The following is a 12,891-nucleotide window of genomic DNA, read 5'->3' as shown; positions in this document are numbered from 1 at the left end:
ATATGTGCGCTGTTTTTGAGGAGTGTTGAAATGACCGCTAACGCATCTTTGACCGACGAACTCATGGGCCAGTTGCAGGGCGCTCCCATGCAGGGTCTGGCCCAGCAACTGGGCATTGACTCCGTGCAGGCCGAGCAGGCCGTGGGCGTGGCGCTGCCCATGCTGTTTGGTGCGCTGGGCCAGAACACGGCCCAGCCTCAGGGAGCTGCCGATCTGTTCGGTGCGCTGCAGCGCGATCACAGCAGTGCCAATGGCGCGATGGATATGGGCGGTCTGCTGGGCGGGCTCGGCGGCCTGCTGGGCGCAGCGGGCGGTGGCGCCGGTGCGGCTGGCGGCCTGGGTGGGCTGGGCAGCATTCTGGGCTCGGTGCTGGGAGGCGGCTCCGGTGCCGGAAGCTCGCAGCTGGATGCAGGCGCCATCCTGGGCAATATCTTTGGCGGTCAGCAGCAGCAGGCCGAGTCCCGGCTGGGTCAGGCCACGGGCCTGGGTGGCAATGCAGGTCAGTTGCTGGCCCTGCTGGCTCCGCTGGTGATGTCCTTCCTGGCCAACCGAGTCCAGTCGCAGGGCATGGGGGCCGGCGACCTGGGCAATGCCCTGGATCAGGAGCGCGGCCAGATCCAGTCGCAAGGCGGTGCGGCAGGAGGCATCCTCGGCAGCCTGCTCGATCAGAATGGCGACGGCAAGCTTGATGCCGGAGATCTGTTCAAGCTGGGCGCGGGACTGCTGGGCGGTCGGCGCTGAGCCCGGATTGAGTGACAGTATCAAGGCAGCTTTGGCTGCCTTTTTTGTTTTTGTATACGGGCATAGCCTGATTGCCGCAATGCAGCAGGATTCTCACACTGGTCATGTCGTCATGCGTTTTGCATGACAGGCCGATCCAGAAAGGAGAGCCAGATGACGACCGTCGCCGAAATTCTGCGCGCCAAGGGCAACAGCACTATCTACAGCGTTTCTCCCTCCGACACCATGCTGGCTGCGCTCCAGCTCATGGCGGAAAAAAGCATTGGCGCGCTGCTGGTGCTGGAAGGTGGCGAGATCGCCGGTATCGTGACCGAGCGCGACTACGCGCGCAAGATCGCGCTGCAGGGCCGAAGCTCGGCCAGCACCCGCGTGGACGAGGTCATGACGCGCAAGGTGCATTGCGTGCTGCCGCGCCAGACCAGCGAGGAGTGCATGTCGCTGATGACCAGCAATCGCATGCGCCATCTGCCCGTGATCAGCGAGACCCGCGAGCTGCAGGGGCTGATTTCGATTGGCGACATCGTCAAGGAAATCATCTCGGCCCAGCAGTTCACGATTCATCAGCTGGAACACTATATTTCCGGGACACCCAATGTGAATCAACCGTAGGTTGCTATTAATTGAATAGCGAAGGCGGGCAGGGCTAATGTCCGCCTTTTCTGCATCTGGAGGGCGCAAGTCCTACACTTGCGGCCATGAGTTTGCTGATCCTGGGAATCGAATCCTCTTGTGATGAAACCGGTGTGGCCCTGGTGCGCATGCCGGACGGCCAAGGTGTGCCCACCTTGCTGAGTCATGCGCTGCACAGCCAGATTGAAATGCACCGCGCCTATGGCGGCGTGGTGCCCGAGCTGGCCAGCCGCGACCATATTCGCCGTGTGCTGCCGCTGACCGAGAAGGTGTTGGCCGAATCCGGGGTGCAGCTTGACAATGTCGATGTGATTGCCTTTACGCGCGGGCCCGGCCTTGCCGGGGCTTTGCTGGTCGGCTCCGGTGCAGCCTGCGCCATGGCAGCCGCGCTGGACAAGCCTGTGCTGGGCGTGCACCACCTCGAAGGCCATCTGCTCTCGCCTTTCCTGAGTGCCGACCCGCCGGAGTTCCCGTTTGTGGCCCTGCTGGTCTCGGGGGGGCACACCCAGCTCATGCGTGTGGACGGTGTGGGCGAATACGAAATCCTCGGTGAAACCATCGACGATGCGGCAGGCGAGGCTTTCGACAAATCGGCCAAGCTCATGGGCTTGCCCTATCCGGGCGGTCCCGTGCTCTCGAAGCTGGCGGAGGGCGGCGATCCTCTGGCCTTCAAGCTGCCTCGCCCCCTGCTGCATTCGGGTGACCTGGACTTCTCGTTTGCCGGCCTCAAGACGGCTGTGCTGACCCAGGCCAAGAAGCTGGGTGACGAGCTGGAAGCGCGCAAGGCCGATCTGGCCGCCAGCACCCAGGCCGCGATTGTGGACGTGCTGGTCAAGAAAACCATGACCGCACTCAAGCAGACCGGCATGAAGCGCGTGGTGGTGGCGGGAGGTGTGGGGGCCAACAAGCAGCTGCGCGAGCAGCTCAATGAAGCCTGCGCCAAGCACAAGATTCGCGTGCATTACCCCGAGCTGCATCTGTGCACCGACAACGGCGCCATGATTGCCATGGCTGCTGCCATGCGGATACAGGCGGGACGCGAGCAGGCCCTGCATGAATACGCGTTTGATGTGAAGCCGCGCTGGCCGCTGGATTCGCTCAGGTGAGTTTGTGCAGCAAAAAAGCAGCCCAGGTGGCTGCTTTTTTCATGGCTGCCTGCGCTTATCGGGCAAGCTTTACGGCCAGTTTCGCTACGTTCTGGCCCTGGTAGCGGGCAATGCTCAGCTCGTCGGGATGAGGCTGGCGCGAACCGTCGGCGCCCGCAATCGTCGAGGCCCCATAGGGCGAATTGCCGCCCTTGACCGCGCTCAGATTGGTCTGTTCGGGCAACGGATAGCCCAGCGGCACGATGATCATGCCGTGATGGGCCAGCGTCGCCCAGGTGGTAGTGGCCGTCATTTCCTGGCCGCCGCCAGTGCCGGTCGAGGTGAAGACACTGCCGATCTTGTTGATCAAGGCCCCTTTGACCCAGAGACCGCCGGTCTGGTCGAGAAAGCTGCGCATCTGGCCCGGCATATTGCCAAAGCGCGTGGGCACGCCAAACAGGATGGCATCGTAGCCGGCCAGTTCGGCTGGGCTGGCGACCTCTGCGCTCTGATTGGCCTTGCCGCCTGCGTTCTTGAAGACATCCTCGGGCATGGTTTCGGGCACGCGCTTGACGGTGACCTCGGCACCGCTGACGCTGCGGGCGCCTTCGGCCACGGCCTGCGCCATGGTTTCGATATGACCGTACATGGAGTAGTAGAGAACCAGCACTTTCGCCATGGGTGAATTCCTCAAACGGGGTTGGAAAGCGGTGCAGCAATGGTGCACCCGACTGAACTCACAGTGTAGGAATTCAAGATGGCAGCGCGACACGCATCGGCAGTCTGCGCCTGTAGGCCAAGGCGCCGAATCAGCTCAACTCCCGGAATCGGCCATGGCATTGGCATGAAAAAAGCCCGCAACGCCAAGGCATTGCGGGCTTTGTGCTTTCCGGCCGACCTCTTGCTAAGAGGAGATGGAAGAAAGGATGAGGCTGGCCGGTCGGCGTAAACAGCGCTTATTCGATGCTCAGCGTCACGGCTTTGCTCTGGGGCTCGAGCTTGGCCAGGCTCAGCGTGAGCACTCCATGCTCGAGTTTGGCCTTGCTGTTGGCAGCATCGATTTCATGACCCAGATCCCAGGTGTATCTGACTTGGCGGGCTGCGCCTTCCACGCTTTCGAGCTTGGCGACAGAGCCTTCCAGCGAGAGTTTGAGCTGCTCGCGTGCCAGGCCTGGCACATCCAGGGTCAGGGTCGTGAATTGGTCATCGCGGCTGACTTGAACCTGGCGTTGTACGGGGCTTGCAGCGCCCAGGGTTTCCTGCAGAAAGCGTTGCAGGGCCAAGTCGGCGGCGCGAGGGGATACAAAGGTATTACGGCTCATCACAGGGGCGAAGAACATGGTGTTTAACTCCTTTAAACTGCGCGGCTTGCGTTGTTGCCGCTTGATTCATAGGTAGGTGGTGGCAGGCGCATTTCAAGAGGTTTTTTTGATGAATAAATTGCGCCGTGATGTCTTGAAATACCTGCAGTTGCCACTACTGTGCGCGCCGTTCGGCATTGCTGGCGCTGCTGTGGCTGCAGCCAATGCCAAGCTTGCGCAACCCATCAAGCTGGCACTGGTGGAGAGTCTTTCGGGCCCGTTTGCAAACACGGGCGAGGCCGTGTTCCGCAATCTGCTGTGGGCGACCGAGCGGGTGAACGCGCGCGGCGGCGTGCGCCTGGCCGACGGTCCGCATGAACTGGTGATAGAGCGCTATGACAGCAAGGGGCAGAACGAAGAGGCGCTGTCGGCGCTGCGCGCGGCCATAGACAGCGGTGCGCGCATCATCATGCAGGGCAACTCGTCGGCCACAGCGGCGGCGCTTCTCGACGCCATCGACAAGCACAACAGCCGGGACCCTTCGCGCCGCGTGCTGTATCTGAACTATTCGGCCGTGGACCCGGCGCTGACCAACGAGCGCTGCAGCTTCTGGCATTTCCGCTTCGATGCCCATGCCGATATGCGCATGGCTGCGCTGATGGAGGTCATCAAGGAAGACCGGGCTGTGCATAGCGCTTATCTGATCGGGCAGGACTACAGCTTTGGCCAGGCCGTGCTGCGCGAAGCAAGGCGCCAGCTTGGCGTGCAACGGCCCGATGTGCGCATCGTGGGCGACGAGTTGCACCCCGTGGGCCGCGTCAAGGACTTTGCGCCCTATGCGGTCAAGATCAAGCAAAGCGGTGCCCAGGCCGTGATCACCGGCAACTGGGGCAATGATCTGATGCTGCTCGTCAAGGCTGCGCGCGAGGCAGGCTATGAAGGGCGTTTCTACACCTTCTACGGCAATGCACTGGGCGCGCCGGCGGCCTTGGGCGATGCAGGCGTGGGCAAGGTGCTGGCAGTGGCCGACTGGCTGCCCAATGTGTCAACGGCCGAGAGCCGCGCCTTCTACCAGTCCTTCCGTCAGCGCTATCCCAGGCCGCAGGACGACTATGTGCATATGCGCATGCAGCTCATGATCGAGGCTCTTGCGCAGAGCCTCGAAAAAGCCGGCAGCACGGACACCGTCGCCGTGGCCCACGCCATGGAGCATGCCAGGGTCCAGATGGCGGGCCGCTCGGGCAGCATGCGGGCGGCAGACCACCAGTTTCAGCAATCGCTGGTGGTCGGCATGATGGAAAAAAGAGGCAGCGCAGGCGTGGACTTCGATGTGGAAGGCTCGGGCTACGGCTTCAAGGTAGTGCGCGAGATTGCTGCGGCCAGGGCAGAGATGCCTGGTCAGTGCCAGATGAAGCGCTTTTGAGTGGCTGGAGAACTATCAAATCAATAGCTGCCAGCGCTTGTTGGAAATGCGCTGCAGCTCGAATGAATCTAGTTGCGTGTGGCAGAGACGGTCTGGCTGGCCAGATAGGCTTCATGTACCTCGCGCCCCAGCTCGATCACCGACAGCGCATAGAACGCTGACCAGTTGTAGCGTGTGATGGCGTAGAAGTTCTCGGTACCCGCGATGTACTCCGTGGGGCCGGAGCTGCCGTTTTTCAGCTCGATCAGTGCCAGCGGACGCTCATAGCTGTCGGCGCCCAGCACCTGTACTTCGCGTTCTGCCATCTGCGCGGCAGTGAATGTGGGGTTGATATCGGGTGCGAGCAGGGTTGCCAGATTCTCACCCTGGGCGCGCATGTCCACGGTAAAGGCCGTGGGCAGGCCCGGCTTCCAGCCATGGCCGACGAAGTAGTTGGCGACCGAGCCGATGGCGTCGGTAGCGCTGTTGAACAGGTCTATGCGACCGTCGCCGTCAAAGTCGACAGCGTACTTGTCCCAGCTGGTGGGCATGAACTGACCAAGGCCCATGGCGCCGGCATAGCTGCCGCGTAGCGCAAACGGGTCGCTGCCCGTGCGGCTGGCCGTGACCAGCACCTGCTCGAGCTCGCCACGGAAGTAGTCGGTGCGGGCCTGGGCGCGGGGGTGGGATTGCGGAAAGTCCAGTGCCAGCGTGGCCAGAGCATCCATCACGCGAAAGTTGCCCATGTTGCGGCCGTAAATGGTTTCCACGCCGATGATGCCGACGATGATCTCTGCGGGCACGCCGAACTGCTGCTCGGCACGCGCGAGCGCCTGGTGGTTGGCCTGCCAGAACTTCACGCCGGCGCGTATGCGCACGGGGTCGATAAAGCGGCTGCGGTACACGGTCCAGTTCTTCACAAAGGTCTTGCCGGCCGGCGTCATCAGGCGTGTGACCACAGGCAGGTTGCGCGCTTCGCTCAACTGCGTACGCACCCAGTCGACAGGCAGGTCGCGGCGGACTGCGATTTCTTCGGCCAGTTGCATGGCGTCGCCCCGACCGGCATAGGCCACGGCCGTGGCGGCTGCAGCCGTGGCTACGGCAGCCGGTGCTGCCTTGCGGACGGCTTTTTTGGCCGGTGCGGCGATGACGCTCGCAGTCAGCAGGCACAGGGCCAGAGTACTCAGTGCTTTAGCTTTGAGGTGCTTGCTGTTATTGAGGGTGATGCTCATGTTTTATTTCTTGAGGGATAGGGCCAGCGTTGCTTCCGGATGGACAGCCAGCGTCGGCGCAAGGACTTCAATTCGGTGGCTTCGGTATTGGAGGATGGCGCATAGCGTAGCCTTTCCATGTCCAGCAGCCAGTCGGATAAGGCCGCAGCCAGGGGCGCGGATGCATACTCCTTGGCCCAGCTCTCCTGCACGAGGCGCGACAGGCTGCGCGTGGAGTCGCTGGCACCGCTCGCTATGCCTGCGCGCTGCAGCCGCAGTCTGGCAGCGTGCATGAGCTGGCTCCAGCCGTCGCGCTGCGGACGTGTGGCGCGGGCCCAGATCAGCCACAGCAGCGCCAGAGCGCTCAAGCTGCACGCCAGCAGGCGCAGCAGATCCGTCCAGCTTGGCGATTCGAAGCCCAGGCTCTGCAGCAGATTGAGCTGACGGCTTTGCGTGTAGTTGATCACCCACTGGTTCCAGCGGTTGTTGACGGCCTCCCAGACAGCGCGCAGCTTCTCCAGCGTGCCGGTATCGACGAAGTTGCCAACGGCGCTGGCAAAGGCGCCGGGGGGAGCACTCAGGCGCTGGAACTGGCCGACCCGGCTGGGTGCGACAGCGCCCGTGGGGTCCACACGGACCCAGCCCCGGCCGGCAATCCAGACCTCGGTCCAGGCATGGGCATCGCTGTTGCGCACGGTCCAGTAATTGTCCACGCTGTTGCGGTCGCCGCCCTGGTAGCCGGTCACGATGCGCGCGGGCACTCCCATGCTGCGCATGAGCACGGCAAAGGCGGAGGCGATGTGCTCGCAAAAGCCTTGCTTGCTGTCAAACCAGAAGTCATCGGCGGTGTGGACGCTGTCCACCACGCCGGGCTCCAGTGTGTAGGTGTAGCCGCCGGTTTTCAGGTGCTGCAGGGCGGAGGCGATCAGCCTGTCCGTATCCGCGCCGGCGCCCGGCTGGGCGCGCAATTCGGCCTGCAAATGTTCGCCCAAAGCCCGTGTGCGCGGGTTGCTGCCGGCCGGCAGCTGCAGATAGCGCTTGAGCTCTGGAGTGAGCTGCAGCGGTCCATGACTGAAGTCGAGATGGCTTTGGGCATCGACACGCAGCACATCGGTAATCGGGCGCCAGCTCAGCCACTGGAGGCTGGAGCTCATGCGCAGTCTGCCTACCGAGGCGCCCGGCGGAATCTGCGGTTCGGTCTTGGCGGCATCCAGCAGGGTCAGCCAGCGGCGCTTGCTGGGTTCGATCAGCATCTGGTAGCGAATGGGTTCACCGCTCACGCGCAGCTGAGGCACGGCCATAGCGTCAAGCACAGGGTCGGCTTGCCAGTTGCGGCCATCGAACTGGCTGAGCACGGGGCCGCGAAAGTACAGGGTGTTGGCGGGTGGCTCCTGGCCCCCGGAAGTATCGAAGCGGATCCGCAGGGCCACGCTATCGTCGAGTGCCAGTGCGGCGACTTCGCCCACGCGCATGTTCTCGGACAGGCCCGAGCGGCCGGCCATATCGTCGGATGGCACGCCCCACAGCGGTGCCATGCGCGGAAAGAACAGAAACAGCGACACCATCACGGGCGCGCCCCAGAGCGCGAGCCAGCCCGCAGTGCGCAGAGCCTGTGTCAATGGAGGCTTTCCGGCCGTCATATGGGCGTTGACCAGGGCGGTGAGCAGGCCCATCAGCCCGAGCACCATGGCCATGGCTGTGGGAAGGGACTGCGAATAGAAAAAGTTGCTGAGCAGTACAAAAAAACCCAGAAAGAACACCACCATGGCATCGCGCCGCGCGCGCAGCTCCAGTGTTTTGAGCGCCAGAAGCATGACGACCAGGGTCACGCCGGCATCGCGGCCCACAATCGTTTTGTGCGTGGCCCAGGTTGCTCCAATGGCGATGGCCAGTACGCCAGCCAGCACCCAGCGGCCGGGCAGGGGGGCGCCGGTCAGTGCCAGGCGTGCGCGCCACAGCAACAGGGCTGCGGCAAAGGCGCTGGTCCACCAAGGTGTGTGCTGAACCTGAGGCAGCATGATCCAGGCGATGACGGCGAGCAGAAACAGCGTGTCCCGTGCATCGCGCGGCAGGGCAGTCAGGCGCTGCAGCCAGTTGCCGCCGGGGGAAGAGGCGGTTGCTTTCATGGACAGGCGGCCAATGCTTCGAGGCAGCGCGTGGTGTGCTGTACACCGCTGGCCGGTGCGATTTCCTGGCCTCCGGGCAGGCGCAGGCCCCAGGTACGGCCTTGCTGCTGAGCCATCAGCACCCAGGCGGCAAGGCGCGACAACCGCGCCTCATGGTCGGCCAGGCCGGTATGGCGCGCATCGAGCCAGAGACGGTGATGGTGGGCCATGGGCCGGTCGCGGCTGACCAGGTGGTGGCTGCCTGCGGCAAAGGACTGAGCCGCTTTCTTCCACACCACCAGCTTGAGCGGGTCGCCAGTCTGATAGCTGCGCACGCCATCGAATTCTTCACCGCTGCGTACTTGGGCGCTGCTGCGGCCGCCGGCTTCGGGGCTGGCGGCTGGCAGCGGCGGGGCATGGATTTCAGGTGCGGGATAGACCCAGACCAGGGTTTGGGGCCGCCACAGAGCCCAGACGCGAAATGCGCCCAGCGGGTAGCGCGTGAGTATGGAGATGGCGGGCAGCTCCTGCCGGCCGCGGCGCGTGGGCATGAAGCTCAGCTGCACGGAGGTGCTGCCCTGCTCGGGGATATCGACCCAGGTCCAGGCATCAGAGTGATCGGTGTTGTGCCGGGTCTTGTGGAATGCGAGGCCTATGCCCCAGCGGCGCGAGCGGCGGGCATTGTGCAGGCTGATATGCATGGGGCAGGGCGCATGGGCAAAGCAGCCGCCCGATGTGCTGCCTTGCGTACCTGCGCCACCGAGACTCAGCTGCAGACCGCGCAGATTGCCATGGCCTACAACCATGCTGGCGGCCGCGCTGCCTGCCAGCAGGAACGTGAGCAGGTAGCCCAGGTTGAGCTGGTAGTTGATGGCAGCAATCAACAGCACGATCAGCGTGGCCAGCATGGCCCAGCCCGCGCGCGAGGGCAGGATGTAGACATTGCCCTGAGTCAGCGTGAGCTGGTCGCTGCGCGGCAGACGTGCAAACATCCACTCGCGCACCCTGGCGCGGGGTGAGAGCCGCTGGAAGATATTGGAAGTCTCTGGCTGCTCGCCCTTTGATGCCGAGCGCTTCATGCTATGAAATTCATGACGAAATACATCGGCAGCATCAAGATAGCGGTACGGCTTGCATCATGGCGCGCACCTGCTCCACGGCACCACGGCCTGCATGGCCCACGGGAACCAGGCGGTGGGCAATCACCTGGGGCAGTATGGCTTGCACATCGTCGGGCGCCACATAGTCGCGGCCTTCCATCAGTGCGATGGTCTTGGCCGCACGCAGCAGCGCGATGCCTGCGCGTGGTGACAGGCCCTGGGCAAACCACTGGCCGTTGCGTGTGGCGGCAATCAGGTCCTGCACATAGTCGAGCAGGGCGTCGCTGGCATGCACGGCCAGGGCAGCGGCCTGCAGTTGCTGCAGCTGCTGCTGGGAGATGACGGGCAGCAGTGCATCGGCAGCGGCGCGGCGGCCGTTGCCCGCGAGCAGCTTGCGCTCGGCATCGCGCGAGGGATAGCCCAGGCTGATGCGCATGAGAAAACGGTCCAGCTGGCTTTCGGGCAACGGGAAGGTGCCCAGCTGCTCCAGAGGGTTCTGGGTGGCAATCACAAAGAAGGGGGTGGGCAGGCTGTGGGTCTTGCCTTCGGTCGTGACCTGGCGCTCCTCCATGGCTTCGAGCAGCGCACTCTGGGTCTTGGGGCTGGCACGGTTGATTTCGTCGGCCAGCAATACCTGGGCAAACACCGGCCCGGGGTGGAACACAAAAGCCTCTTGGCCGCGATCGTAGATGGAGACCCCCGTGAGGTCGCTGGGCATGAGGTCGGCGGTGAACTGCACACGTGAGAACTGCAGGCCGAAACTGCGTGCCAACGCATGGGCCAGGGTGGTCTTGCCTACACCGGGAACGTCTTCGATCAGCAAGTGACCGCCTGCCAGCAAACAGGCGACACCGTCTCTGACCTGATCCGGCTTGCCCTCCATCACCGTGTTAAGCTGACTCAAAAGCGCATTAATTGTGTTCTGTGCATGCATGGCAGAAACATATCCTAAATAAGCGATAGCGGAGACATGACTGTGGGCAAGACAGGTTATTTCACCCACCGGGATTGCTGGTTGCATGAGATGGGGCCGGGCCACCCTGAATGCCCGGCGCGGCTGGACGCGATAGAAGACAGGCTGCTGGTCAGCGGCGTGGGCGATGCGCTGGAGCGCTGCAATGTGCCGCTGGCATCATTGGCCGAGATCGAGCTGGCGCACGATCCCATGCATATTGCCGCCCTGCAGGGGCTGACCGACAGGCTGGAGCAGGAGCTGGCTGCCGGCGGGCCCGAGTACAAGCAGCTCGATACCGATACCTCCATCAACCGCCACACCTTCAAGGCCGCACTGCGCGCTGCGGGGGCCACACTGGCGGCTACCGATGCCGTGCTGGCCGGCGAACTGGAAAACGCCTTTTGCAACGTGCGCCCGCCCGGTCACCATGCCACGCGCAACCAGGCCATGGGTTTTTGCTTTTTCAACAATGTGGCCGTGGGCGTCAAGTATGCGCTGGAGCGCCACCATCTCAAGCGCGTGGCCGTGATCGACTTTGATGTACATCACGGCAACGGCACGGAAGACATCCTGGCCGGTGATCCGCGCGTGCTGATGTGCGGCATCTTTCAGCATCCCTTCTACCCGTTCAGCGGCGACAAGGACCCGGCCTCCAATATGCTCAACGTGCCCGTGGCTGCTTATACAAAAGGCATGGACATTCGAGAGATCATCGAGATGATGTGGATTCCGCGCCTCGAAGCATTCAAGCCCGAGATGATCTTCATCAGCGCCGGCTTTGATGCGCATCGCGAAGACGATATGGGCCAGCTCGGCATGACTGAAAACGACTTTGCCTGGATCACTGCTCGCATCAAGGACATCGCACGGCGTTTTTCCAAGAGCCGCATTGTTTCCTGTCTCGAAGGCGGTTACGTGATGGACCCGCTGGCGCGCAGCGTGGAAGCACATCTGCGCGTATTGGCCGATATCTAGTCCGAAAGCAGGGTGACAGCAATGAGCGATTCCTTGGTGCAACTGAGTCAGGACGAGCGCGGCGTGGCACGCATCACGCTGAGCGACGCGCAGCGTTTCAACGCCTTGAGCAGTGAAATGCTCATGGCCCTGCAGTCGGCGCTGGATGCCGTGGCCGAGAATGAGCAGGCGCGGGTAGTGGTGCTGGCCGCCCAAGGCAAGGCCTTTTGCGCCGGGCATAACCTCAAGGACATGGCGGCCCATACGGAGCTGGCTTATTACCAGCAGCTGTTTGCCCAGTGCAGCCGCATGATGCTCTCGATTCAGAAGCTGCCCGTTCCGGTCATTGCAAGAGTACAGGGCATCGCAACAGCGGCAGGTTGCCAGTTGGTGGCGCAGTGTGATCTGGCCGTGGCCAGCAGCGAGGCTCGCTTTGCCACCAGCGGCATTCAATACGGCTTGTTCTGCTCCACGCCCAGCGTGCCCCTGGTGCGCAACATGCCGATCAAACAGTCCATGGAAATGCTGCTGACGGGGGAGTTCATCGATGCGCAGACGGCTCTGCACTACGGTCTGCTCAATCGCGTGGTCGAGCCGGAGCGACTCGATGCTGCCGTGGAAGAGCTGGTGTCTGCCATCGTGAGCAAGCCTCGGGTGGCCATCACAATGGGCAAGGAGCTGGTCTATCGCCAGCGTGAAATGGGCCTGGAGTCGGCTTATCAGCTGGCGGGTCAGACCATGGCTACCAATATGCTGGATGCCGACGCGCAGGAAGGCGCTCAGGCTTTTGCGCAAAAGCGCAGGCCTCGCTGGCGCTAAACCCTGGATTTGCACTCCCCGGCCTTCGTTGTTGGGCAGGCAGAGCTGCGTGGATGGCGTCGTTCGCAGCGCGGAGTCTTGTGTTTTCGGCCCGTCCATTTGAACGACGAGGCCGCTTTCTGGCAGTGTTACCGTGAGGCCTATCTGGATGCAGGCATGGCACTGATGGACTCAATTCCTAGGTTTTACCCTGATTTGACCCATCTGAGACCCATGATTTCGCAAGGCTTGTGCATAAAATTGAACGGTCGTTCTTTTTTATGCCATTCCACCTGCGAAGGCTGCTGCACAGATCTCCGGGCAGATTGTCCGGAAAATTGTGCAGAGAGTGTTGCGGTGCCGCATAAAATGAATCCAGTTTACGTAAACGTCAATGCAGTAATCATTAAGGAGCCGCAGCAATGAAGGTATTGGTCCCTGTCAAGCGCGTGGTGGACTACAACGTCAAGGTCCGCGTGAAATCGGACGGCACGGGTGTGGACATCGCCAACGTCAAGATGAGCATGAACCCCTTTGACGAAATCGCCGTCGAAGAAGCCGTGCGCCTGAAGGAAAAAGGCGTGGTGACCGAAGTCATCGCCGTCTCCT

At 62.7% G+C, this 12,891-nt stretch carries 12 protein-coding genes and 1 pseudogene; 7 read left to right on the top strand and 6 right to left on the bottom strand.

Going from position 1 to position 12,891, the window contains the following annotated elements; translation table 11 throughout:
* Window positions 1-30 precede the first annotated feature (30 nt).
* The 3 genes from FSY45_RS20615 (at window position 31) to tsaD (ending at window position 2,477) form a co-directional block, all read left to right on the top strand.
* On the top strand, window positions 31-741 hold the full coding sequence (locus FSY45_RS20615; protein WP_046460876.1) for a DUF937 domain-containing protein: 711 nt from the start codon (window positions 31-33) through the stop codon (window positions 739-741).
* Between the two features lie 153 nt (window positions 742-894).
* On the top strand, window positions 895-1,350 hold the full coding sequence (locus tag FSY45_RS20610; protein WP_003079039.1) for a CBS domain-containing protein: 456 nt from the start codon (window positions 895-897) through the stop codon (window positions 1,348-1,350).
* Window positions 1,351-1,436: 86 nt separating this feature from the next.
* A complete protein-coding gene (tsaD, locus tag FSY45_RS20605) occupies window positions 1,437-2,477 on the top strand; it encodes a tRNA (adenosine(37)-N6)-threonylcarbamoyltransferase complex transferase subunit TsaD (protein WP_046460875.1) in 1,041 nt (346 codons plus the stop codon).
* 55 nt (window positions 2,478-2,532) lie between these two features.
* Here the strand turns inward: tsaD and wrbA are convergent, their stop codons facing one another.
* Window positions 2,533-3,135, bottom strand: coding sequence for an NAD(P)H:quinone oxidoreductase (gene wrbA / locus FSY45_RS20600; protein WP_003069434.1), 603 nt, complete (start codon window positions 3,133-3,135; stop codon window positions 2,533-2,535).
* 277 nt (window positions 3,136-3,412) lie between these two features.
* The gene (locus FSY45_RS20595; RefSeq protein ID WP_003069435.1) at window positions 3,413-3,796 is read right to left on the bottom strand and encodes an Hsp20/alpha crystallin family protein; all 384 of its coding nucleotides are present in this window, start codon (window positions 3,794-3,796) and stop codon (window positions 3,413-3,415) included.
* Between the two features lie 91 nt (window positions 3,797-3,887).
* Here FSY45_RS20595 and FSY45_RS20590 point away from each other — a divergent pair, with 91 nt between their 5' ends.
* Complete coding sequence (locus FSY45_RS20590; protein ID WP_003069437.1) at window positions 3,888-5,180, top strand: branched-chain amino acid ABC transporter substrate-binding protein; 1,293 nt, start codon at window positions 3,888-3,890, stop codon at window positions 5,178-5,180.
* Between the two features lie 68 nt (window positions 5,181-5,248).
* On the opposite strand, the gene mltB is transcribed toward FSY45_RS20590, so the two are convergent.
* The 4 genes from mltB to FSY45_RS20570 are packed head-to-tail and all read right to left on the bottom strand — an operon-like array spanning window position 5,249 to window position 10,509.
* On the bottom strand, window positions 5,249-6,391 hold the full coding sequence (gene mltB, locus FSY45_RS20585) for a lytic murein transglycosylase B (RefSeq protein ID WP_046460874.1): 1,143 nt from the start codon (window positions 6,389-6,391) through the stop codon (window positions 5,249-5,251).
* The gene (locus FSY45_RS20580) at window positions 6,388-8,496 is read right to left on the bottom strand and encodes a DUF3488 and transglutaminase-like domain-containing protein (protein WP_052951061.1); all 2,109 of its coding nucleotides are present in this window, start codon (window positions 8,494-8,496) and stop codon (window positions 6,388-6,390) included. Before FSY45_RS20580 ends, mltB begins: the two co-directional genes overlap by 4 nt.
* Window positions 8,493-9,554: a DUF58 domain-containing protein gene (locus FSY45_RS20575; protein WP_046460872.1), complete on the bottom strand. Its 1,062-nt coding sequence runs from the start codon at window positions 9,552-9,554 to the stop codon at window positions 8,493-8,495. The genes FSY45_RS20580 and FSY45_RS20575 overlap by 4 nt, the downstream gene beginning before the upstream one ends.
* Before the next feature lie 34 nt (window positions 9,555-9,588).
* Window positions 9,589-10,509: a MoxR family ATPase gene (locus FSY45_RS20570; RefSeq protein ID WP_148748369.1), complete on the bottom strand. Its 921-nt coding sequence runs from the start codon at window positions 10,507-10,509 to the stop codon at window positions 9,589-9,591.
* Window positions 10,510-10,545: 36 nt separating this feature from the next.
* On the opposite strand from FSY45_RS20570, the gene FSY45_RS20565 reads away from it, so the two are divergent.
* The 3 genes and pseudogenes from FSY45_RS20565 to FSY45_RS20555 all read left to right on the top strand — a co-directional run.
* A complete protein-coding gene (locus FSY45_RS20565) occupies window positions 10,546-11,505 on the top strand; it encodes a histone deacetylase family protein (RefSeq protein WP_046460870.1) in 960 nt (319 codons plus the stop codon).
* Between the two features lie 21 nt (window positions 11,506-11,526).
* Entirely contained in the window at window positions 11,527-12,303 is a 777-nt protein-coding gene (locus tag FSY45_RS20560) for an enoyl-CoA hydratase (protein ID WP_046460869.1), read from the top strand.
* A 401-nt stretch (window positions 12,304-12,704) separates the two neighbouring features.
* A pseudogene (locus FSY45_RS20555) lies at window positions 12,705-12,891 on the top strand (electron transfer flavoprotein subunit beta/FixA family protein); the annotation flags it as partial.

It is taken from the genome of Comamonas sp. Z1, from assembly GCF_008121555.1.
GTDB lineage: Bacteria > Pseudomonadota > Gammaproteobacteria > Burkholderiales > Burkholderiaceae_C > Comamonas > Comamonas thiooxydans.
Note: the sequence above shows the minus strand (reverse complement) of the source record. Positions and strands in the feature narration are given on the sequence as shown.

Excerpts from the sequence above, each read along its gene's own strand:
- FSY45_RS20615 (WP_046460876.1), top strand. The coding sequence starts at position 31 with ATGACCGCTAACGCATCTTTGACCGACGAACTCATGGGCCAGTTGCAG.
- FSY45_RS20610 (WP_003079039.1), top strand. The coding sequence starts at position 895 with ATGACGACCGTCGCCGAAATTCTGCGCGCCAAGGGCAACAGCACTATC.
- tsaD (WP_046460875.1), top strand. The coding sequence starts at position 1,437 with ATGAGTTTGCTGATCCTGGGAATCGAATCCTCTTGTGATGAAACCGGT.
- wrbA (WP_003069434.1), bottom strand. The coding sequence starts at position 3,135 with ATGGCGAAAGTGCTGGTTCTCTACTACTCCATGTACGGTCATATCGAA.
- FSY45_RS20595 (WP_003069435.1), bottom strand. The coding sequence starts at position 3,796 with ATGTTCTTCGCCCCTGTGATGAGCCGTAATACCTTTGTATCCCCTCGC.
- FSY45_RS20590 (WP_003069437.1), top strand. The coding sequence starts at position 3,888 with ATGAATAAATTGCGCCGTGATGTCTTGAAATACCTGCAGTTGCCACTA.
- mltB (WP_046460874.1), bottom strand. The coding sequence starts at position 6,391 with ATGAGCATCACCCTCAATAACAGCAAGCACCTCAAAGCTAAAGCACTG.
- FSY45_RS20580 (WP_052951061.1), bottom strand. The coding sequence starts at position 8,496 with ATGAAAGCAACCGCCTCTTCCCCCGGCGGCAACTGGCTGCAGCGCCTG.
- FSY45_RS20575 (WP_046460872.1), bottom strand. The coding sequence starts at position 9,554 with ATGAAGCGCTCGGCATCAAAGGGCGAGCAGCCAGAGACTTCCAATATC.
- FSY45_RS20570 (WP_148748369.1), bottom strand. The coding sequence starts at position 10,509 with ATGCATGCACAGAACACAATTAATGCGCTTTTGAGTCAGCTTAACACG.
- FSY45_RS20565 (WP_046460870.1), top strand. The coding sequence starts at position 10,546 with ATGACTGTGGGCAAGACAGGTTATTTCACCCACCGGGATTGCTGGTTG.
- FSY45_RS20560 (WP_046460869.1), top strand. The coding sequence starts at position 11,527 with ATGAGCGATTCCTTGGTGCAACTGAGTCAGGACGAGCGCGGCGTGGCA.